The 19,493-nt window shown below is 71.8% G+C and carries 16 protein-coding genes and 1 tRNA gene; 5 read left to right on the forward strand and 12 right to left on the reverse strand.

From position 1 onward, the window contains the following. Positions 1-44: 44 nt before the first annotated feature. A complete protein-coding gene (locus SD460_RS14855; protein ID WP_290053593.1) occupies positions 45-1,127 on the forward strand; it encodes an aldo/keto reductase in 1,083 nt (360 codons plus the stop codon). On the opposite strand, the gene SD460_RS14860 is transcribed toward SD460_RS14855, so the two are convergent. Both SD460_RS14860 and SD460_RS14865 read right to left on the reverse strand, forming a co-directional pair. Beyond that, positions 1,121-1,873 (reverse strand): NAD(P)-binding domain-containing protein, encoded by a 753-nt coding sequence (locus tag SD460_RS14860; protein WP_318306251.1) that lies wholly within the window; start codon positions 1,871-1,873, stop codon positions 1,121-1,123. The two genes, SD460_RS14855 and SD460_RS14860, sit on opposite strands and share 7 nt — an antisense overlap. 9 nt (positions 1,874-1,882) lie before the next feature. Beyond that, the gene (locus SD460_RS14865) at positions 1,883-2,800 is read right to left on the reverse strand and encodes a helix-turn-helix domain-containing protein (protein WP_290053588.1); all 918 of its coding nucleotides are present in this window, start codon (positions 2,798-2,800) and stop codon (positions 1,883-1,885) included. Between the two features lie 70 nt (positions 2,801-2,870). Between SD460_RS14865 and SD460_RS14870 the strand changes: the two genes are divergently transcribed. Further along, positions 2,871-3,818 carry a saccharopine dehydrogenase NADP-binding domain-containing protein gene (locus tag SD460_RS14870; RefSeq protein ID WP_318306252.1) on the forward strand — a complete coding sequence of 316 codons (948 nt, stop codon included), beginning with the start codon at positions 2,871-2,873 and terminating at the stop codon, positions 3,816-3,818. Positions 3,819-3,959: 141 nt separating this feature from the next. Here the strand turns inward: SD460_RS14870 and SD460_RS14875 are convergent. After that, positions 3,960-4,033: transfer RNA gene (locus tag SD460_RS14875), tRNA-Leu, on the reverse strand. A 99-nt stretch (positions 4,034-4,132) separates the two neighbouring features. Here SD460_RS14875 and SD460_RS14880 point away from each other — a divergent pair. Beyond that, positions 4,133-4,354 (forward strand): DUF3618 domain-containing protein, encoded by a 222-nt coding sequence (locus SD460_RS14880; protein WP_290062956.1) that lies wholly within the window; start codon positions 4,133-4,135, stop codon positions 4,352-4,354. Positions 4,355-4,357: 3 nt separating this feature from the next. On the opposite strand, the gene SD460_RS14885 is transcribed toward SD460_RS14880, so the two are convergent. Beyond that, positions 4,358-4,774 (reverse strand): hypothetical protein, encoded by a 417-nt coding sequence (locus SD460_RS14885; RefSeq protein ID WP_290062957.1) that lies wholly within the window; start codon positions 4,772-4,774, stop codon positions 4,358-4,360. Positions 4,775-4,979: 205 nt separating this feature from the next. Next, entirely contained in the window at positions 4,980-5,579 is a 600-nt protein-coding gene (locus SD460_RS14890; RefSeq protein WP_290062955.1) for a TetR/AcrR family transcriptional regulator, read from the reverse strand. Positions 5,580-5,650: 71 nt separating this feature from the next. Here SD460_RS14890 and SD460_RS14895 point away from each other — a divergent pair, with 71 nt between their 5' ends. After that, on the forward strand, positions 5,651-7,108 hold the full coding sequence (locus SD460_RS14895; protein WP_318306253.1) for a flavin-containing monooxygenase: 1,458 nt from the start codon (positions 5,651-5,653) through the stop codon (positions 7,106-7,108). A 30-nt stretch (positions 7,109-7,138) separates the two neighbouring features. On the opposite strand, the gene SD460_RS14900 is transcribed toward SD460_RS14895, so the two are convergent. From SD460_RS14900 to SD460_RS14925, 6 genes are all read right to left on the reverse strand, one after another. Next, on the reverse strand, positions 7,139-7,609 hold the full coding sequence (locus tag SD460_RS14900; protein ID WP_290063099.1) for a helix-turn-helix domain-containing protein: 471 nt from the start codon (positions 7,607-7,609) through the stop codon (positions 7,139-7,141). A gap of 182 nt (positions 7,610-7,791) precedes the next feature. Further along, entirely contained in the window at positions 7,792-9,450 is a 1,659-nt protein-coding gene (locus SD460_RS14905; protein ID WP_318306254.1) for an LCP family protein, read from the reverse strand. A gap of 143 nt (positions 9,451-9,593) precedes the next feature. Continuing rightward, complete coding sequence (locus tag SD460_RS14910) at positions 9,594-11,747, reverse strand: phospholipase A2 (protein ID WP_318306255.1); 2,154 nt, start codon at positions 11,745-11,747, stop codon at positions 9,594-9,596. Positions 11,748-12,936: 1,189 nt separating this feature from the next. Then, positions 12,937-13,095 carry a hypothetical protein gene (locus tag SD460_RS14915; RefSeq protein WP_290061193.1) on the reverse strand — a complete coding sequence of 53 codons (159 nt, stop codon included), beginning with the start codon at positions 13,093-13,095 and terminating at the stop codon, positions 12,937-12,939. A 154-nt stretch (positions 13,096-13,249) separates the two neighbouring features. Continuing rightward, positions 13,250-14,464, reverse strand: coding sequence for a GGDEF domain-containing protein (locus tag SD460_RS14920; protein ID WP_290061196.1), 1,215 nt, complete (start codon positions 14,462-14,464; stop codon positions 13,250-13,252). Positions 14,465-15,009: 545 nt separating this feature from the next. Further along, complete coding sequence (locus SD460_RS14925; RefSeq protein WP_290061198.1) at positions 15,010-16,257, reverse strand: MFS transporter; 1,248 nt, start codon at positions 16,255-16,257, stop codon at positions 15,010-15,012. Positions 16,258-16,609: 352 nt separating this feature from the next. On the opposite strand from SD460_RS14925, the gene SD460_RS14930 reads away from it, so the two are divergent. Then, a complete protein-coding gene (locus SD460_RS14930; RefSeq protein WP_290061201.1) occupies positions 16,610-17,509 on the forward strand; it encodes an SDR family NAD(P)-dependent oxidoreductase in 900 nt (299 codons plus the stop codon). A 74-nt stretch (positions 17,510-17,583) separates the two neighbouring features. On the opposite strand, the gene SD460_RS14935 is transcribed toward SD460_RS14930, so the two are convergent. Next, positions 17,584-19,440, reverse strand: a complete 1,857-nt coding sequence (locus tag SD460_RS14935) for an AMP-dependent synthetase/ligase (protein ID WP_290061204.1) — start codon at positions 19,438-19,440, stop codon at positions 17,584-17,586. Between the last annotated feature and the right edge of the window lie 53 nt (positions 19,441-19,493).

Here is a 19,493-nt window from a genome sequence, read left to right on the forward strand (position 1 = left end):
CGCGGTTTCCTGGGTTGACCGATCCGACACGCAAGGAGAGTTTCGTGCCACTCGACCACTACGTCACCCTGGGCCGGTCCGGCCTCCGCGTCAGCCCCTTCGCCCTCGGCGCGATGACCTTCGGCGAGGACCCCGGCGGCGCCGGCTGCAGCGTCGAAGAGTCCGAAAAGATCCTCGCCACCTACCTCGATCTCGGCGGCAACTTCGTCGACACCGCCAACTTTTACACCAACGGCCACTCCGAAAAGATCCTCGGCGACTTCTTCGCCGCCCGCCCCGGCCGCCGCGAGCACGTCGTGCTGGCGTCCAAGTTCTTCGGCAACATGTTCCCCGGCGACCCCAACGGCGGCGGCGCCGGCCGCGCGTCGATCATCGCCCAGCTCGACGAGTCGCTCCGGCGGCTGCGGACGGACCACCTCGACCTGTACTGGCTGCACAACTGGGACCGCCACACCCCGATCGAAGAGACCATGCGGACCCTCGACGACCTCGTGCGCGCGGGCAAGATCCGGTACCTCGGCTTCTCCAACACCCCGGCGTGGGTGACCGCGCAGGCCCAGACGGCGGCGCTGCTGCGGGGCTGGACGCCGCTGATCGCGCTGCAGGTCGAGTACTCGCTGCTGGCGCGGACGGTCGAAGGGGAACTCGCGCCCTTCGCGCTCGACCAGGATATCGCGCTGACGCCGTGGAGCCCGCTGAAGAACGGCTTCCTGTCGGGCAAGTACCGGCGTGGCACGGAGGTCGCCGACTCGGCCCGCGCGGCCTTCGTCGGTGGTCCGTCCGAAGCGGAGTACGCCGTCATCGACGCCGTCGCCGGGATCGCCGTCGAGCTCGGAACGACGTCGGCGGCGGTGGCACTGGCGTGGCTGCTGGCCCGGCGCGGCACGGTCGTCCCGATCGTCGGCGCGCGGCGGCTGGAGCACCTGACCGGCAACCTCGCGGCGCTGGACGTGACGCTTTCGCCGTCCCAGCTCGCGACGTTGGACGAGGTCTCGGCGCCCAGTTTGGACTACCCGGCCCCGATGCACGGCGCCCAGCGGGCGATGCTGCAGTTCGCCGGCACGACGGTCGACGGCGAACCGTCCACTGTGTACCCGCCGCTGCTGCAGAACGATGTGCGCTACTGACCTTTCACGCGGGCGAGGACGTCGTCGAGACCCTTGCGCACCCGCTCGGGGTCCCGCACCGCCGTCCGGAACTGTTCGTTGATCCCGCCCGGTGTCTCGTGCTTGCGGGCCAGCTCGCCGAGGGTGCCGCCGAACCCGGCCAGGGTGCGGCCGAGTTCGCCGAAGACGTGCGCGAGGTAACCGTCGGCGTCCGCGGGCGCGACGCCGTGCTCGGCCATCCAGCCCGCGATCGTGGCGAGCTGGTCGAGGTGCGCGGAGAAGGTCGCGGTGGCGGCGCTGAACGTGGCCAGCGCCTGCTCGTCCGCGGGCACGACGACGTCGCCGACGCGCTCGAACAGGGCACGCGCGACGGCGTCGTCGGGGTACATCGCGGTGCGGCTGGCGCGCCGGCTCGCCGTCGGCAGCGGGATGGACCGGACGACCCTGGTGGCGGGGGCGACCAGGTCGCGCAGCTCGGCGAGCGTGACGGCGGCGACCGCGCTCACCACGACGTGCTCCGGCCGGAACGTCAGCTCCGCCAGCACTTCCCGGGCGATCTGCGGGCGCACGGCGACGACGACGGCCGTCGCACGATCGAGGGCTTCCTGGTTGCTGCCGCAGACCCGCACGTTCGGGAAGCGGGCCGCGAGGTCGTGCGCGATCTTCTCGTTGCGCGGCGACAGGAAGACCTCGGGTGCGTCCGTGCTGAGACCTTCGACGATGGCGGCGGTGAGCTCGCCGGTGCCCACGAACCCGTACGACCGCATGGGCGAACCCTAACCGCGGAACGTGCGGCGGTAGGTGTCCGGGGGTACGCCGACCGCGCGGTTGAAGTGGCGGCGCAACGTCGTCGCGGTGCCCATGCCGACCGCCTCCGCGATGGACTCGACGCCGTCGTCGGTGTTCTCCAGCAGTTCCTGCGCGCGCCGGATCCGCTGGGTGAGCAGCCACTGCAACGGCGTCGTGCCGGTCGCCGCCCGGAAGTGGCGGCCCAGGTGGCGGGAGCTCATGTTCGCTTGGCGGGCCAGGTCCTCGACGGTCAGCGGCCGGTCCAGGCGGGCGGTGATCCACGGGAGCAGCGCGGAGAGGGGGTGGTCGTCGCGCGTGGGGACCGGGGCGGCGACGAACTGGGCCTGGCCGCCGGCGCGGTGCGGCGGCACGACCAGCCGCCGGGCGACCGCGTTGGCGACCGACGGGCCGTGGTCGGCGCGCACCAGGTGCAGGCACAGGTCCATGGCCGCGGCCTTGCCGGCGGAGGTGAGCACCTGGCCGTTGTCGACGTAGAGCACGTCCGGGTCGACGGTCACCCGCGGGTAGCGGGCGGCGAGGACGTCGGTGTGCGCCCAGTGCGTGGTCGCGCGCAGCCCGTCCAGCAGGCCCGCGGCGGCCAGCACGAACGCGCCGGTGCAGAGGGACGCCACCCGCGCGCCCCGCGCGTGGGCGGCGCGCACCGCGTCGACGAGCTCGGCGGGCGGGTCCGCGTCGACGTCAGCCCAGCCCGGTACGAGCACGGTGCCGGCGCGCGCCAGCCGGTCCAGGCCGTCGTCGGGCTCCAGCAGGAACCGGCCGACCCGCACGGGCTCGCTGCCGCACACCGCGAAGTCGTAGCGCGGGTTCTCCCCGAACACCTCGGTGGCGATGGTCAGCTCGAACGAGAGCATCCCGTCGGTGGCGGCCAGCGCGACAGCGTGCATGTCCGAAAGTGTACGCATCACGTCGTTCCGGACACTGTCGTCGGCGAAGGGCTGGCGCGAGGATTTCTTCATGACTTCGGTACTGGTTTACGGCGCTTACGGACTCACCGGCCGCTTCGTGGTGGCGGAGCTGCGCGAACGCGGCTTCACCCCGGTCCTTTCCGGCCGCGACGCGGCGAAGCTGCCGGGCGGGCGGCCGGCGTCGGTCGACGACCCGGCGGCCCTCGACCGCGCGCTCGACGGTGTCGCGGCGGTGATCAACTGCGCGGGCCCGTTCGCCGCGACGGCCCTCCCGGTGGCCGCGGCGGCGATCCGCGCCGGCGTCCCGTACGTGGACGTCGCCGCGGAGATCGAAGCGAACCTCGACACCTTCGCGCTGACGGCGGACACCGCGGTGGTCCCCGCGATGGCGTTCTTCGGCGGCCTGGCCGACCTGCTGGCCACGGCGGCGATGGACGGCTGGACGGCGGCCGACGAGGTCCACGTCGCCTACGGCCTGAGCGGCTGGCACCCGACCCCGGGCACCCTCGCGGCCGGCCAGGTGTCCCGCGAACGCCGCGGCGGCCGGCGCGTCCGGTTCGCGGGCGGCCGGCTGGAGCACCGCGACGACGCCCTGTCGACGCTGGAGTGGAACTTCCCGGCGCCACTCGGCCCGCGGCCGGTGCTGGGCGAGTTCTCGATGGCGGACATCGTGACGATCCCGCGGCACCTCGAGGTGCCGTCGGTGACGTCGTACATGACGGTGGCCGCGGCCCAGGGCCTGTCGGCGGCCGCCGAGCGCGATTCGGCGGAGACGTTCGTGGTGGACGTCCGGGTGCGCCTTGGTGCGCAGGAGCGGCGGGCGGTCGCTCGCGGGCAGGACATCTACGCGGTGAGCGCGCCGCTGGCGGTGGAGGCGGTGGAGCGGATCCTGAGCGGGCGGACGCGGGGGAAGGGGGTGGCGTCGGCGGGGGAGATCTTCGACGCGCCGGACTTCCTGCGGGCCTTGGCGCCGCACATCACCGTCGACTTCAGCTGAGCGAACGAACGAAGGTGACCACGGCAGGGGGTCCGGGGGCGAAGCCCGCCGGGCGGGGCCCGGGGGTTGCACCCCCGGAGGGAACGACGAGCGAGTCCGGCGAAGGCGCGCAGCGCCGAGCAGGACTCATCAACTCGCTCGTGGGCCCGGAGAGACTCGAACTCTCACTGGCATGGACCTAAACCATGTGCCTCTGCCAATTGGGCTACGGGCCCCCAGCACCGGGAAGCGTAGCGTGCGGCGTGGCCCGTGCGGAGGCGGTGGGGCGGTCGACTAAGTTGGGGCGCGGAAGACCCATGCGGCGAGGAGGACACGTGGCTCGCGATCCCGAGACGATCGAGCGTGAGATCGAGCAGGCAAGGACCGCTCTGGCGGCGACGCTCGACCAGCTCACCGTCAAGGCCGACCCCAAGAAGCTCGCCGACGCCGCCAAGGACGGCGTGCGTGCCAATCTGGACAACCCGAAGGTGAAGTACCCGCTGATCGGTGGCGGGATCCTCGTGCTGGTCCTGCTGGTGCGCAAGCTCCTCAAGTAGCGCTCAGGCCTGTTTGGCCGGCGCCTTGCTCTCCGTGGCGGGCGCCGGCTCGGCGGGGGCCTTGCGGTCCTCGACGGCCTTCGGGAGCTGCTTGCTCGGGGGCAGCTGCGGCTTCTTGTCCGCGGCCTCCGTGGTCTGCTGCTTCGGCACGCTGCCGGGCGGCGGGACCTCGAGCGGCGGGAGCTTGGGGAGCGTCAGCCGCGCTGTCATGTAGGCGCTCGTGAAGTCCAGTGCGCTGCCGTTGAGCAGGTGCACCACCGTCGCCTTGCCGTCGCCGAGCTCCTCGACCAGCTGGTCCGCCCGGTCTCGCGCGGCGATGATGCCGGGTGCCCTGGCGCTCAGCTCCTTGCCGCGGCCGCTGACCGTGATCGCCCAGTCGGCGTCCTCTTGGACGTACGTCGCCGTGATCGCTTCCACCATCTGCCTCACGCCCCTCTCCTCCACCACCATGCTTTACACAACCGTGACGCGGCTACCGCATTCCCATGACGCGGTATTCGCGCCCCCTCTCGGCTGCGAAAAGTCCAGCACCTTTTCTACCGTGTCCTCGATACCGTAGAGCAACTCTGTGTCACAGGACACGACAGCAGTGAGTAACGACCGAATGGCCTAATGCACTTGCAAGTTACCGTGCACGGTGCCGCAGGCCGGTCCACAGCACGTCCATGGCGTATTCGGTGGCCGTCGCGGGGTCCACTTCGTCGTGCTTCTCGCACCAGATCGCGAGCCGTTCGCAGGCGCCGACCACGAATTCCGCGGCCGCTTCGGCGCGCAGGTCGTCGCCGCTGTCGAAGTAGCCGCTCATCAGCGCGGCGATCAGATCGGTCTGCTGGCGGCGGGTCTCCTCGACCTCGTCCGCGGCCGGCGTGCCGATCAGCGCCATCTCGTGGCGCAGCAGCGACCACGCCTGGCGCCGTTCCCGGATGAAGACGAAGAACGCGAGCAGGCCGCGGCGCAGCGCGTCCTCGGCCGTCGTCGCGCCGACCGTCGCCTGCTCGGTGACCTCGCGCAGCACTGCGCGCGACTCCCGGATGCAGGCCAGCAGCAGGCCTTCCTTCGAGTTGAAGTACTCGTAGAGCATCGGCTTCGAGACGCCGACCAGTTCGGCGATCTCGTCCATCGACGCCGCCGCGTAGCCGCGTGCCGCGAAGACCTCTTCGGCGACCTCGATCATCTGTCGCATCCGCTCGGCCCGGGGCATGCGCTTGCGCTTCGCGGTCGTCATGGGCAACACTCTACCGGCAGTAACCTACTCTGAGTAAGATGGACGACGGGTAACAGGAACCGGGAGGCGCCATGGGCAACCGCACGGAGACCGGGGTCGTGATCGTCGGGACGGGCTTCTCCGGTCTCGGCATGGCGATCCAGCTGCGCAAGGAGGGGCGCGACGACTTCGTCATCCTCGAAAAGGCGCACGACGTCGGCGGTACGTGGCGGGACAACAGCTACCCCGGGTGCGCCTGCGACATCCCGTCGCACATGTACTCGTTCTCCTTCGAGCAGAACCCCGGCTGGTCGCGGGCCTATTCGCCGCAACCGGAGATCTGGCGCTACATGCGCGAGGTCGCCGACAAGTACGACCTGCGCCGCTTCGTCCGGTTCGGCCAGGAAATGACCGGCGCCCGCTGGGACGCCGAGGGCAACCGCTGGCACGTCGCCACGAGGGGCGGCGACGAGTTCGTGGGGAACGCCCTGGTCGCCGGGGTCGGCGCGCTGCACCTGCCGATGGTGCCGGACCTGCCGGGCATCGAGAAGTTCGAGGGACCGGCCTACCACTCCGCGCAATGGCGCCACGACGTCGACCTCGAGGGCAAGAAGGTTGCCGTGATCGGCACCGGCGCCAGTGCGGTCCAGTTCGTGCCGAAGATCGCGCCCGAGGTGGCGGAGCTGACGCTGTTCCAGCGGACGCCGCCGTGGATCATGCCGAAGGCCGACCACGAGATGTCCGGGCGCACCCGCGCGCTGTTCAAGGCGTTCCCGCCGGCCCAGCGCGCCTACCGGAACCTGCTGTACTGGCTGCTCGAAGCACGCGCGATCGGCTTCAACGGCCAGTCGTGGGTGATGAAGCTGGGCCAGCGGCTGGCCAAGCGGAACATCGACCGCGCGATCACCGACCCGGCCTTACGGCGTAAGGTCACCCCGGACTACACCATGGGCTGCAAGCGCGTGCTGATCTCCAACGAGTACTACCCGGCGCTGGCGCGGGACAACGTCGACGTCGTGACCGGCGGCGTCCGGGAAGTCCGCGAACGCAGCGTCGTCGACGCCGCGGGGGTCGAGCACGAAGCCGACGTGATCATCTACGGCACCGGGTTCCACGTCACCGACGCCTTCGACGACCTGGAGATCGTCGGGCGCGACGGGCGCAACCTCGGCAAGGAGTGGGCGACCGAGGGGATGCGGACGCACCTCGGGATCACCGTCGCCGGTTTCCCGAACCTGTTCTTCCTGCTCGGCCCGAACACCGGCCTCGGGCACAACTCGGTCGTGTTCATGATCGAGGCGCAGATCTCCTACGTCGCGGAGGCGCTGCGGCTGGCCCGCGGGCAGGCCATCGAGCCGAAGCCGGAGGTGCAGGAGCGGTTCAACGCCGAGATCCAGCGCAAGCTGGCGAAGGGCATCTGGACGCGCGGCGGCTGCAAGAGCTGGTACCTGGACGCCAAGGGCGTCAACCGGACGATCTGGCCCGGCTTCACCTGGCGCTACTGGCTGGACACGCGCAAGGTGCGCCGGGAGGACTTCCTGGTCGGCTGACGCTCCTCACGACCCGGGCGGGAGCGGAGGCTAGCGGGAGGCGTAGCGGCGGAGGCGGGCGATCAGCTCGACCGTCGGCAGCTCGCAGAGCTCGGCCATGCGCTCCAGTGCGGGCAGGTCGAGCGCGATCTCGGCGGCGCCGTGGTCGCCCACCTGCCGCAGCCGGTCCTCGGCCCAGCGGCGGAGCGGGAGCAGCTCGGCGGACTCGTCGGCGACGACCTTGCGCAGGTCGACGCGGACCCGGCCGGGCTCGTCGACGAACACCCGGCGGTGCACCTTGGCCAGCAGGTCCTGGGGCAGCTCGTCCATCGCGACGCACAGCTCGACCAGGCGCACGACGGAGCACTGTCTCGTGCCCAGCTCGTAGGTGGCCAGCGTCTGGAGCGAAATCTCGCTCTGCAGGTGCTGGTTGAGCTCCTTGCGCGTCCAGCCGCGGCTGCGCCGGAGCTTCCGGAGCTCGTCCCCGAGAATCCGCTGGTACTCCTCGCCGTCGATCAGCACATCAATTTCCCCTGCCGTGCGCTCCCGCGGCACCCGTACGGCTGTGACAACTTTCCCGTGCAGGTGCACCCTCACATGTATGTAAGTGCGCGGAGGCCCGGCCCTTACGCGGATTCGCGCATGTCTTTGATACCGATTGCGCGAGTTAGGCCGAACGGGTTAACGAAGTCCCGGCGACCGGGTCAGTTGACGCAGGGGACGCCCTCGGCGGTGATCGGCTTCTCCTCGTCGGCCGGCGGCGCCGCGGCCTGCGACGGCGCGCTCGACGAGGCGCCGGCACCGGCGCCCGAGCTCGCGTCGGACGTCGTGCCCTCGAAGTCCGAGCCGAGGAAGACCGTCACGTGACCGGCCTGGACGCTCTTGTCCTCCTGGATCGTCGGCGAGCCACCGAGCGCTTCCGCGACGGCCTGGCCCTTGTCCTTGCCGCCCTTCGGCACCCAGATGACCGTCGTCTTGCGCGAGGTCGCGTTCGCCGTTTCGCCGGAGGTGAAGCCCTTGCCTTCGAGGGTCTTGGCGACGCTCGCGGCCAGGCCGGTCTTGCCGGAGGCGTTGCGGACGTCGACCGTGGTCGCCTTGTTCGCCGGGTCGGCCTGCTGCGCGGGCGGCGCGGTCTGGCCCGCCTGCGGCCCGGCGAGGCTCTGCACGAACTGCTTCACCTCGGCCGGGTCGACCTGGATGGCCGTGCCGTCCTCGGGGGTCTTGTACTCGATGTTCTTCACCGGGATGGTGCGGAACTCGAGCTGGCCGCCGGTCAGGCCCTTCATCTGCTGGGCGAACCCGAAGATGTCCCAGTTCTGGTTGAGCACGACCGACTTCTTGATGGCGTCGATCAGGTCGTTGAGCTTGCCCGGGTTGGTCAGCGTGCCCGCCGACAGCACCTTGCGCGCCATGCCGGCCATGAACACCTGCTGGCGGACGACCCGGTCGAGGTCGCCGTTGGGCAGGCCGTGGCGCTGCCGGACGAACTCCAGCGCCTCGACGCCGGAGATCGTGTGCTGGCCCTTGCTGAAGTTCGCGCCGGAGTACTGGTCCTTGACGTTGTTGTTCAGGCAGACGTCGACGCCGCCGATGGCCTTGGTGATGTCGCTGAAGCCGAGCAGGTTGACCGCGGCGTAGTTGTCGATGGTCGACCCGGTGAGCTTCTCGATGGTCGCGATGAGCTCCTTCGCCCCGGCCTGGTTGGCCTTGACGTCGAGCTCCTTGGGGTCGGTGACGCCCTGTTTCTGCAGGTCCTTGCGGGCCTGCAGCATCGCGCGGGCGTAGGCTGAGTTGATCTTGTGCTTGCCGAAGCCGGGGATGTCGACGTAGGAGTCGCGCGGCAGCGACATCGCGACGGCCTTGCTGCCGTCGTTCGGGATGTGCACGAAGATCAGCGAGTCGGTGTTGAGCTCGCCGTCGGAGTCGCCGGCCCGCAGCTCGTCGAGCACCTCGCGCGAGAGCGGGTTGCCCTGGGCGTCGGTGCGGCTGTCGAGGCCGACCAGCAGGATGTCGCGGGCGCCGTCGGCGGGCTTGTCGCCACCGCCGCCGTCGCTGATCACGTTCGCGTAGTTCAGACCGTTGACCAGGCCCTGCATGGCCGCCCACGCGTACCCGGTCAGGCCCATCACCAGCAGCGAGACGACGGCCAGCGCGATCTTCGCGCCGCGGAAGGAGTTGCGGCGGCCCCGCGCGACCGGGCGCGGCTGGGGGCGGCGCGGCGGAGGAGCGGCACGCCGGGCGTCCACGGGCTCGCGGCGGGGCGCGGGGCGGCGTGACGGCGGTGGCGTGCGCCGGCCTGGCTCGTCCTGCCAGGGCCGGGCGGGGCGGCGGTCGCCTTGCCCGTTCCGAGGCGGGTGATCCACGCGGGCGACTCCTCACTGCTCAAATCGGTGGTCCTGGCGTTGGGACGCATGGTGCCCGCCCCGGGTTGCCGTAGCGTTACACATCCCCCCGCGAATGTGGCACGCACCACCCAGTTTCCCGCACCTCCGGCGCTTTCGCCTGGTCAGGACGCCGCGCCCGCCGGGCGTCTGGCGGGCAGCAGCGTGCCGGCCGCGGCGAGCAGGGCGAACGCCGCCGTCACCGCGTGCAGCGTGACGCCGAGGAAGCCGGGCGTGCTGCCGTCGGCGGCGAACAGCAGCGAGGGCGCGCAGGCGAGCGCCGTGGCCAGCCAGGTGCCGGTTGCCGCGCCCGCCCCGATCCGGATCGTGTGCAGCAGGAAGACCCCGAGGAGCAGGTGCACCAGGCTCTGGATCGGGTCGAGCCGGAGGCCGAGCAGGTCGGCGTCGGCGGCCACCCCGCCGAAGCGGGTCAGCGCGAAGCCGAACACGCCGAGCATCGCGTAGCCGATGCCGAGCGCGGCCGCGGCCCTGGTCAGCACCGCCGTCCGGCGGCCGGGGAGGTCGGCGGCGCGCGGTGCCCGCGCGCCGTGGGTGTGCCGCTCGAACCACCAGAAGACGACGGTCGCGGGCACCGCGAGCAGGCCGACCGCGACCAGCGTCCGCGGCCGGACCAGCCAGCTCAGCCCGTCGGCGATCCGCCCCGGCAGGTAGACGACGGCGACGAGCAGCAGCATCGCGGCGAGGAAGGCCAGGTAGAGGCTCATCGGCGCGCGCACGACGAACCGGCAGGCGGTGGCGACGCCGGGCCGCGCGGCGAGACGCGCCAGCGGGACGGCGAAGAGCCCGAGCAGGCCGAGCTGGACCAGGCCGAGCAGCAGCACGCCCCACGGCGGCGCCGACAACGCCGCCGGGGCGCCCGGGCTGCCGAGCAGGACGGGTGGCCCGTCCCGCAGGACGCTCGCCACGACCAGTCCCGCGACCCCGGTCGCGGCGGCCACGGCGAGCAGGCGACGCGACGGGCGTACGCCGTCAGCGTGCGCGAAGGCGAGTTGCTGGGCGAGGAGCGCGAGGGCGAACGTCGCCGCGTAGCGGGGCAAGGGCGAGCCGGTCGCGCCGGCGGCCACCTCGCCGCCGACGACCAGCGCGAGCAGGCCGGCGGCCGCGCTCACCGGCGCCCGGCGGTGCAGGGCCAGCAGCGCCGGCGCGCAGACGATCGTCAGCAGGTAGACCCCGAGCAGCCAGAGCGGGTGCAGCGCGATCCGCATGACCGTGGCCGTCGTCCCGGACGGGCTGCCGAGCAGTTCGAGCGCGAGCGGCGTCAGCAGCGCGACGACGGCGAAGATCAACGCGGGGCGCAGCAGCGGGCTCGCGCGTTCGGCCAGGAAGTGGCGGTAGCCGCCGCCCCGCTCCTGTTCGGCGCGCCAGCCGGCGGCGTTGGCGTGGCCGCCGGCGAAGAAGATCAGTGGGGCGAGCTGGGTGAGCCAGGTGAGCGGCCACCACGCCGTCTCGGCGGCCCCTGCCCAGTGCGCCAGCGCCGTCAGGGACTCGCCGACGAGCAGGAGGACGACGCCGGCGGCGCCGAGCAGCGCCCAGCGGCTGACGTCGACGGGCGTGGGTGCGGGTGCGGTCCGCCGGGGTTCGCGGCGGGCCCGCAGCCAGCCGCGCAGCCGGAACACGAGCAGGCAGGCGATCACGAGCACCCCGGCGACCATCGGCCCGATGGGGTCACCGACCGGCGGGCCCCAGCGCTGGTGCCACGAGTTGACGACCAGGCCCGCGGAGTAGAGCGACGCGACCACCCGGCAGGTGAGCGCGGAGTTCATCGGGTTGAGGTCGCAGGCGTGGTGCATGTCGGTGGAGAGCCGGTCGTCGAGCGCCGCCCGGACCTCCGGGCCGAGCGGGTGGCCCTTGCGGTCGGCGTACCGCAGCAGGTCGTAGCCGAGGTCGTGCGCCTTGCACGGCACGGCGTAGTCCCACTTGGTGTTGTCGTCACCCCACGGCGTCGAGCACCCGCCGTCGACGTGGACGGCGCGGACGGTGCCGTCGCGCGCGGTCATCGCACCCGGGGTGACGCCGCTGAGCGCGGTGAAGTCCTTCGGCAGTTCCGCGAGCGCGTCGGGGTGCGGGCCGGGGTGCACAAGCGCGTCGATGGCGTTCTGCGCGGCGAGCACGTCCCCGGTCGGCGGCCCCTGATCGGGCGGCGACGGCGGGCGCGACGCGATCAGCCCGAACGCGAAGACGACCAGCAGCACGAGCATCAGCCACCCGGACGTCGACCAAGGTCGGCGGCGACGCGGCGGCACGGGCTCGGCTGGCATGGGGTCCAGGGTGCCAGTCCGGTGCCGGGCCCGGCATGGGGACAACCCCAGTGTCGCGGCGCGGGTTTCCCCTAAGCTGCCCGATCGGCCGCCCGATCTCCTCTTCCCGCCCGCATGCGGATCGGTGACGCTGTCCCCGGGGGCGCGGTGACCAGGAGGGCGTGCGGTGAGCTCGACCGATCCCGGAGTACCGGTGGAGAACACGGTGCGGGCGTTGCGCTCGCTGGCTCCCGGCGCGGTGCTGCGCGAACCCCGGAGCCCGGACCTGCGCGCGCTGGCGCGGGCGTTGCGCTCGCGATCACCGGCCGAGCTGGCCCGGGCTTGCCCGGGCGCGGTCGCGCGGGTGGTGCTGGCGGGGCAGTTGAGCGCCCTCGGCCAGGCGATGACGGGCGTGTACGGCCCGGACGGCAGCTGCCCGGAGGCGGCGAGACTGGTCCGGGCGGCGCGGTACAGCCGGAGGTGGGGGCGGGTGGGCCCGTTGCTGGACCGGCTCCGCGGCGAACCGGGGTTGCGAGCGGCGGCGCTGGGGTGGGCTGGGGTGAGCGGGTGCCGGTTGCTGGCGGATGAGCTGCTGGGGTTGCCGTTGGTACCGGCAGTGGAGGACGGGCGCCGGGCGGCGGAACTGGCGGTGGCGGCGGTGGTGCCACGGCTGGCGTTGGGGGATCTGGGGCTGGGTGAGGCTGGCGGGGAGGGCGGCTCGGTCCTGGGGGATGGGCTTGGGTCGGGCGGGCCGGGTGGTCCGGTGGCGGGTGGTGGCGTGGGGAGTGGGCTTGGGCCGGGCGGTCCGGCGGCGGGTGGGCTTGGACCTGGTGAGCCAGCGGCGGGTGGCGCGGGGGGCGAACGCGACCCGGGCGGTTCGGCGCTGGGCGGCGGACCCGGGTCGGGTGAGCTCGCGGGGAGTGGGCTTGCGTCAGGTGGGCCGGTGGCGGGCAATGTCGGCGGAGTGGGGACCGGACCCGAGCAGGGCGATCCGGCGGTGGGCGGCGGACCCGGGTCGGGCGGCCGGGCGGCGGCTGGCGAACCCGGGTCGGGCGGGCCGGCGGCGGGTTGCGCCGGTGGCGCGGGGGCTGGGCCGGCGCCGCGCGATGCAGGTGCGGGGAGGGGACCAGCGTCGGACCGCGGTCATCACCCCGCCGACCCTCGTCCGCTCCGGGCTGCCGGTGCCTTCCTCCGCGTTCGGGCGCTCCACCTAGGCGCGCTCGGCTTCCGCGTCGACATCGACGCCGATCCGCCCGTCGACCTCGCTCTCGACGACGAAGGGACGACCCTTCGCGCGCTCTGGTGGAACGGGCTGGGCCGGGTGGCCGACGACCTCGGGCACGAGTACCTCGTCCTCGCCAAGGACCACGCAGGGACCGGGACCGTCCGGCACTGGTGCCATCCGCGGCCCGCGGCCGGGGCTCGGTTTCTGCGGCTCGAGTCCGCCGGTTATCGCGGGGAGCTGCTGCGGCTCGCTCCCACCGCCGCTCGGGCCTGTGCTGACGTGCTCGTGAAGCTCGAGCTCACGGTGCCGCTGGGGGCGTGAGCGTGTCCGGGGCGAAGCAGACCTGGTCGCGGCCGTTCTCCTTGGCCAGGTAGACCGCCGCGTCCGCGGACTGGAGGAGGCGCTCCAGGGTGTCGCCGTGGCGGGGGTGGCGGGCTACTCCGATCGACGTCGTGCGGTCCGCGATCGTCGCCGGGTCGCCGCGTTTGTCCGTGGTCACGATGTGCAACTTCGCAATCGCGGCGCGTATCCGCTCGGCCGCGTCCCAGGTGGCCTCTTCGTCGATGTCCGGGAGCAGAATGAGGAATTCCTCACCGCCGAAACGGCCGACCAAGTCGCTCGGTCTCGTCACTTCGTCGAGCGTTTGCGCAACGGTGCGGAGCACGTCGTCGCCCGCCGGATGTCCATAGGTGTCGTTAATCCACTTGAAGTGGTCGAGATCGACCATCAGGAGTGCCAGCTGATCACTCGATCGTGCGGTCCGTTCCAGCGCGCGCTCCGCCGACTCCGACCAGCCGCGCATGTTGAGAATGCCCGTTTTCGGGTCGGTCCGGACGTCGTTCTGGAGCTGGTCGAGTTCCGCGAGCCGATTGAAGACCACGGTGGCGACCGCCATCACCACGACCATCGGCGGGACGACGGCGAGCAGAATCGCGGTCACCGCGCCGAGGCCGACGGTGATCGCTTCGAGCATGTTGTCGGCCGGGCTGCCCAGGACGTTACGCACGGTGGGCTCGGAGGACATGCCGAGCGCGAGTGCCCCGCCGACGTAGACGATCTGGATCGCCTCGTAGATCGCGGCGGTGACGACGATCGCGCCGAACTCGGCGAGGAAGTCGGCCCAGCCGGTGCCCAGGAAATGGGGGCCGAGCGCGGTGTAGGTGAGGTGCGCGAGCACCGCCGCGAGACCGTGCGTGATCGACGAGAAAATGAAGTTGTGGGCCGGGCGGCGGGCGATGAACCAATGCTGGAGCCGGACCACGAAGATGACGAGCAACGTCAGGGGAACCGGCAGGATCATCGCCGCGGAAAACGTCCACACGGCGGTGAGGTCGATCAGCACCGTCTTTTTGCGGTTCCGGCGCCTTTCCTCCTGGCGCTGGGTGAGCTGAATGTGCACGGTGGCGCCGGCGGCGAGGATTCCGAAGTTCAGCCAATCGCGGGAAACGAGCGCCTGTGAATGGGCGAGCGAAATGGCGAGAACGGCGATGGCCAATCCCTCGCTGCCCAGCATGAAAGCGATGACGCGGGGGCGGCGCCGCCAGAGCGCCCAGTTCCGCGGCGAGTACGGGTGCTCGCGCCAGACCGTCCGGGGTGGACCACCGGGCGTGGTCGGCTGGTCCGGCTGTTCGTGCGGCGACGGCGGCCGCGGCCGGTCGTCGGCCGGGGGTTCGCCGGCGCCGGTCGCGGCGTCGTCTGGTCCGGGATGCAATTGGTCACCTCCTTTCCAGCCTACTTCGGGTCTTGAGTAATCTCATCGGTACCTGCCAGAGTGTTCACGCATTCCCTTGGCGGGTACCATCCCACTGCAACGGAACTGCCGAGTCCTCGGTGGAACTGCCGGGAACGCGGACCAAAAGCATCTTCAGGCTCCCCACACGGAGGTGGCACCGTTGACCAACCGCGATCTCTGATGAGCCGTCGAATTGTCCTCCCCGATTACCCGAGAGGTGGCGACCGTGCGCAACCGCGACCTGTGACCGACTGAATACCATTCATGATCTTCACTGCACGGAGAGGTGGCTTCCGATGGCCAACCGTGACCTCTGAAACCCCGGCTCATGACGGCCGCGGTTCCGGCTCGCCGCCGCCCACCCGGCGCCAGGCGAACCCCACCGGGACGGCCAGCAGCAGTCCCACCGCACCGGCGAGCGCGATCGTCGCGTTCGCGGAACCAAGGCCCTGGGCGGCCAGCCCGCCGATGCCGACGCCCACCCCCTGCGCGACCCGCAGCCCGGTCCGGTACAGCCCGCCGGCGCTGCCCCGGATGTCGTTGGGCACCCACGTGATGAACGTGGCGGACACCGTGATGACGTACGCGCCGGTCGCACCGGCCAGCGCGAGCAGGACCAGCGCGAGCACCAGGTTCGGGTGCAGCGCGAACGCCGCGAGCGCGGCCAGCGGCAACGCGGCCAGTACGCCCAGCAGCTTGCGGCGGTGCTCCGTCGAGACGAACCGCGACAGCAGGAACGTCCCGACCACGAACCCCAGCGGATCGGCGGCCAGCAGCCAGCCGACGGCCTGGTCACCCGCGCCCAGCTGCGCGGCGAGCGGCGCGGCCAGCCCCTCCGGGATCACCGCCAGGCCGACGAGCCAGGACAGGTAGAGCAGCACCCGCAGCCGTTCGTCGCCGAAAACCTGCCTCACGGCGCCGAACCACGGTGCGTTCCCGTTCCCCGCGGCCGGGCGCCGCCGCATCATCAGCCGCACGGCGACGGCGGCGACCAGGAACGTCAGCGCGTCGATCGCCAGCGCCCACGACGTCCCGATCCCGGTGACCAGCAGCCCGCCGACGGCGAGCCCGGCCAGCATGGCCGTGTTGTTCGTGATCCCGCGCAGGTCCTGGCTCTGCAGGTAGACGTCGTCGTCGGTGAAGATCTCCCGGCCGAGCGCGTTCTGCGCCGCGTTGCACGGCGCGTTCGCCAGCCGGGCGAAGACGAACAGGACGAACAGCCAGCCCATCGGCATCCCGGGCACGGCCATCAGCCCGATCAGCCCGGCCTGCGCGAGCGAGCCGGTCGCGAGCACCGCGCGGCGGGGGAACCGGTCGGCGAGTTGCGACAGCCCGAGCCCGCCGGCGAGCGCGGGCAGGAACGTCAGGGAGTAGACGGCGGCGGAGAGCAGCGGCGACCCGGTCCGGTCGAAGATCAGGATGGCGAGGGCGACGATGGTCAGCTGGTCGCCGAGCATCGACTGGGTTTCGGCGAACCACAGCGCGCGGAACTCGCGGTTGGCCAGGACGGCCCGCAGCCGCGGTGTCGCGCGCGTCGTCACCTCGTAACCACCGTCCCCCGATCGAGTGAACATGGACCGTCCGCATTGTGCCTCGCCAGTGACGACCCCGTCCGGGGGAGTCACCGCTGACCTCCCGGAAGCACTAACAGTATGGCGCCGACTACGCGCCGATGTCCTCGGAACGGACGCCACTCACCCCGTCGAGGGGCCGATCGGGTCACCCCCGAAGAGGCGGTGGACGGTGGCTCTGACCGGTGCGCGGGTACCTCCGGACTGATCGAACCGGATTCGCTCGGCGCAAGGCGGCCGCCGCTCGTCGTCGGGGCGCTGCCCCGCTGGGCCGGATGGGCCAAGACTGGACTCAGAGCCGGCCGGGGTGGACGGGACGCGCGCGCCGCCGGCGCCGCAGAGCGGGGAGTGGACGATGGACGGGTTGATGCAAGGCAAAGCGGTCGTGGTGACCGGCGCCGGCCGGGGTCTCGGCGAGGCGTTCGCGGTGCACGTCGCCCGCGCGGGCGGCGCGGTGGTCGTCAACGACATCGACGTCGAACTGGCCGAGCGGACGGCGGAGAGCATCCGGGCGCACGGCGGACTGGCCGTCGCCAGCGGGCACAGCGTGGCCGAAGCGGGGCAGGCGCAGGAGATCGTCGACCTGTGCGTCAAGGAGTTCGGCGGGATCGACGGGCTGGTCAACAACGCCGGGCTGAACTACGAGGCACTGCCCTGGGAGGACGACGCCGAGCAGGCGCGCGAGCTCGTCGCCGTCAACGTCATGGGCGTGGTGAACACCGGGCTGGCCGCGATCAAGGCGATGGTCGGCGCGGGCACCGGCGGGTCGATCGTCAACATCTCCTCGGGCGCCTCGCTCGGGCAGCGCAAGCTCGGCGTGTACGCGGCGAGCAAGGGCGCGGTCGCGTCGCTGACCTACTCCTGGGCGCTCGACCTCGAGGAGCAGGGCATCCGCGTCAACGCCGTCTGCCCGCTCGCGCACACGCGCATGGTGTGGAAGTCCGAGCGCTCGTTGCGCGCCTGCCCGCCGGACCGCACGCCGGCCCGGATCGCCCCGGTCGTGCTGTTCCTGCTCGGCGCGGGCTCGCACGGGATCACCGGCCAGATGATCCGGTGCAACGGCCCGCAGCTGCACGTCATGGGCCAGCCGTTCCTCAAGCAGCCGATCCTCGAGCGCGAGGTGTGGGACACCGAGACGGTGCAGAAGGCGTTCGACGAGGTGTTCTCCGCCCACCTGGAGAACTACGGCCTGGAAAAGCGCGTCCCGCCGCGGCTGCGCAAGTGGACGGAGTCGACCTCACCCCGCACGGCTTGACCGAAGGCGGCACTTTCATAGGGAAAGTGCCGCCTCCCGGTGTGGAGCTTTCGTAGGGAAAGTGACGCGAGGGGTCAGGCGCCGGCGGCCGGTTCGGGGTCGCGGGTTGCCGCGTACAGGGCCTCGATGTTCGTCGAGTAGCGGTCGTTGATGACCCGGCGCTTGAGCTTGAGCGTCGGGGTCAGCTCGCCGGATTCCGGGGTCCACGCCTTCGGCAGCACGTGGTAGCGCTTGATCTGCTCGATCCGGGCCAGCCTGCTGTTCGCCGACTCGACCGCGCGCTCCAGCTCCGCGCGGACCGCCGGGTGGGACGGCAGCTCCTCCGGGGTGGCCTCGACGCCGTTCGCCGCGGCCCAGCCGGGGGCGATTTCGTCGTCGAGGACGATCAGGGCCGTCACGTACGGGCGGTCGTCGCCGATCGCGACGGCCTGGCCGATCAAGGGGTGCTCCTTGAGCAGGCCCTCGATGCGGGTCGGCGCGATGTTCTTGCCGCTCGAGGTGATGATCAGTTCCTTCTTGCGGTCGGTGATCGTCACGAAGCCGTCTTCGTCGATCGTGCCGATGTCGCCGGTCGCGTACCAGCCGTCGGCGTCGGTCGCGTCCTGGATCGTCCCGTCCTCCTGCAGGTAGCCGAGGAAGACGATCGGGCCGCGGACCAGCAGCTCGCCGTCGTCGGCGACCTTCACCTCGACGCCTTCGAGGGGCTTGCCCACTGAACCCGCCCGGAAGTCCGTGCTCGAGTTCGACGTCGCCGCGCCGGTCGTCTCCGACAGGCCCCAGACCTCGCAGATCTCGACGCCGAGGCCGGCCAGGAAGTAGATGATCTCCACCGGCAGGGCGGCCGCGCCGCTGGAGGCGACCAACAGCTTGTCGAGGCCGAGCAGCCCGCGCACCGGCGCCAGCGCGGCTTCGTCGGTCTGCCGGATCTTCTCGGCGAGCTCGGCCGGCACCTCCTGGCCGGCGCTGCGCAGCTTGTAACCCTGCTGCAGCAGCTCGTTGGCCTGCAGCAACGCCGTGCGCCGGTCTTCGGGGACGCTGCCGAGCATGTTCTTCAGGCCGGCGACCATCTTCTCCCACACCCGCGGGACGCCGAAGAAGCTCTGCGGGTGCACCTGGCCGAGCGCACCGGCGACCGCGGTCGGGTCGGCGAGCGTGTGCACGTGGCCGGCCCACACGATCGGCAGGTAGACCGACAGCTCGCGCTCGGCGATGTGCGCGAGCGGCAGGTACGCGATGTTGGTCGCGTGCATAGGCGGGTGGTGCAGCTCGGTGACCGCGTACGCCTGGTGGATCGCGTTGCGGTGCGACAGCACGACGCCCTTCGGGTCACCGGTGGTGCCCGAGGTGTAGATCATCGACAGCGGGTCGTCCGGCTTGATGTCCTGCCACGACCGCTCGAACGCGTCCGGGTCGGCGGCGAGCGCTTCCCGGCCCCAGTTCCGGAGTTCGGCGAGGGAGAGGAACCGGCCGTCGCCTTCCGGGATCGCGGCTTCGTCCATCACGACGATGCGGCGCAACGCGGGGAGGTCGTCGAGCACCGGGCGCCAGCGCGCCAGCTCGGCCTCGCCGCCGAGCACCACGATCGGTGCCGCGCTGTGCCGCGCGACGAACCGGATCTGGTCCGGGCTGAGCGTGGCGTAGGCGGTGCACGGGATCGCGGACAGGTGCGTCGCGGCGAGGTCGGCGATGATGTGGTCGGGGCAGCCGGGCGCCATGATCAGCATGCGGTCACCCGCGGCGAGCCCGAGCCCGGCCAGTCCGCGGGACACCTCCGCGATCGCCGTGCGGAATTCCAGCCAGCTCAGCGTCGGCCGGCCTTCGAGGTCGAGCGAAGTGATCGCCGGCAGGTCCGGGTAGTCGACCGCGTTGCGGTGCAACAGCCGCGGGATCGTCTGGCCTTCGGTCTGCTCGGCGACGGACGGGGTGGTCAACGCTGGCCTCCTCGGAGCTGCGGATGGCCACACTGTAGGGGCTCCCGGCCGAG

It is taken from the genome of Amycolatopsis solani, from assembly GCF_033441515.1.
Classification (GTDB): domain Bacteria; phylum Actinomycetota; class Actinomycetes; order Mycobacteriales; family Pseudonocardiaceae; genus Amycolatopsis; species Amycolatopsis solani.